General features: G+C 56.5%; 1 protein-coding gene. It reads right to left on the minus strand.

Translation table 11 applies throughout. The features are described 5' to 3' along the window. Positions 1–129: 129 nt before the first annotated feature. On the minus strand, positions 130–1,758 hold the full coding sequence (locus tag WCB02_RS25705; RefSeq protein WP_423962570.1) for a methyl-accepting chemotaxis protein: 1,629 nt from the start codon (positions 1,756–1,758) through the stop codon (positions 130–132). Positions 1,759–1,860: the final 102 nt, after the last annotated feature.

Below are 1,860 nucleotides of genomic sequence, written 5' to 3' on the forward strand. Positions count from 1 at the left end.
GCGTAACCATGAGCAAAGTACTTCTCGCTGATAGCTCTCAAGCTTGAATCTGATGCGCAATCCGCGATCGCTCGGGTCCAACGCCTCGAATGCCAGCGCGCCGCGAAGGCCTTGTATCGCGATTGCCCCTCAGTCGCCTGCGCCGAGACCAAAATCCCCAGTTACAAGCGCCGCTTCTTCCGAGATTTCTACCACCCTTCCTGGATTCTGTCGACTGCCGATCGAAACCGTTGCCGGCAAGTTAGTAGAATAGCGCGGCTTTTCGCGGCGATCGGCGTCCGCGGTTGCGGTGCGCACCACACGCACCAGCAACGTCCTCAATCCTGATATGTTCGAATTGACAGACGCAATCGCCTCCCGCACTCCCGCTGCGCGATTGTTGACCGCATCGGCGTCCCGACTGACATATTCGATCTTCGAAGAGACATCTTGCGCGGTGGTTGCGGACGAGCTCACATTCTGAGCAATTTCGTTTGTTGCCAGGCTCTGCTGCTCCATAGCAATGGCGACAGCACTCGCCACTTCGTTGATTTCTGCAATGTGAGCGCCGATGTCCCGGAAATCGGACACGGTTTCACCCGTTGCCGATTGTATCTCGGCAATGAGCCGTCCAATCTCGTCTGTGCACTTGGCGGTTTGGGTCGAGAGCGACTTCACTTCTGCCGCGACGACCGCAAAGCCCCTCCCCGCCTCCCCGGCGCGAGCTGCCTCAATGGTGGCGTTCAATGCGAGCAGGTTGGTTTGATCCGCGATGCCGCCAATCAACTTCGCCATTTCCGCAATTCTTGCGACGACGCCCGACAACGATTCAACGGATTTCTTAGCGCGATCGCTTCTCTCTACCGCTGTCCTTGTGACGTTGCTGACTTTTGAAACCTGAGAGCCGATCTCATCTATCGAGGCCGTCAATTCCTCGGCGGACGCCGAGACCGCCTGAGCGTTTGACAGGGCCTTCTGCGAAGAGGCAGCAACCGCCTGAGCCTGGACGGAAAGCCCTTGGGCCAGCGAGAGCAGTCCTTGGGCGGCTTGATCGACCTCACGGCCGGCGCCGGCGATAGTCTCGACCGAAAGGTTTGTCTCATTCTCTACGGTGTCAGCCATGCGCTGCATGGCCTGTTTTCGCTCCGCAGCGGAGGCAGCCTCGGCGTCCTCTTTTTCAGACTCCATCTTTTTAATACGTAGGGTATTGTCGCGGAAAACTTCGACAGCGCGACTCATTGACCCTATCTCGTCTTGACGGTTTGTGGCGGGAATCGCGACGTTGGTCTTGCCGGCTATCAGGTCCAGCATGATTTGACTGAGCTTCCGAATTGGCGAGGAGATTCCGATGTGAGCATAGGCTAGTATAGCTACAGTGATCACGACGAATATCGCACCCAAGGTGTAAAGTATCTGGGTCAGCCAATGCAAATCCGAAACCGCTTGGTCAGTCATTTCGTCGATCGACTTTTGGCCGCTGCTGCTCAGGTTTTCGGATACTGAAATCAGGTTTTCCATCGCCTTCGATAGCGTTTCCGATTGCTCGTCGAAATCTGGCATCAGCTTGTTACCCCCAGACGGGCCTTCCGCGACGTAGACCTTGGCCATCTTCTGGCCGTAAGCGTAGTACGGCGCGAAGTTGGATGCCACACGGTCAATGGCTTGAGCAACCGCATCATTCTTCAGCTTCTGCGCCAGCTTGCGAGTGGATGGAATAAGCGCTGCGAACACCTCGGCGTTTTTGGCCGCTTCGTCGAAGCCATCGTCGAGGTTATCCAAGCCACGCGTCGCCGAGACGTCAGTTAGGAACTGCTGGACCTGGATAATGCTGATCTGAATGTAAGCGTGATCACGCTTTTTGATGGCCCTGCGTCCGAGCTA

The organism is Bradyrhizobium sp. (assembly GCF_049581145.1).
Lineage (GTDB): Bacteria > Pseudomonadota > Alphaproteobacteria > Rhizobiales > Xanthobacteraceae > Bradyrhizobium.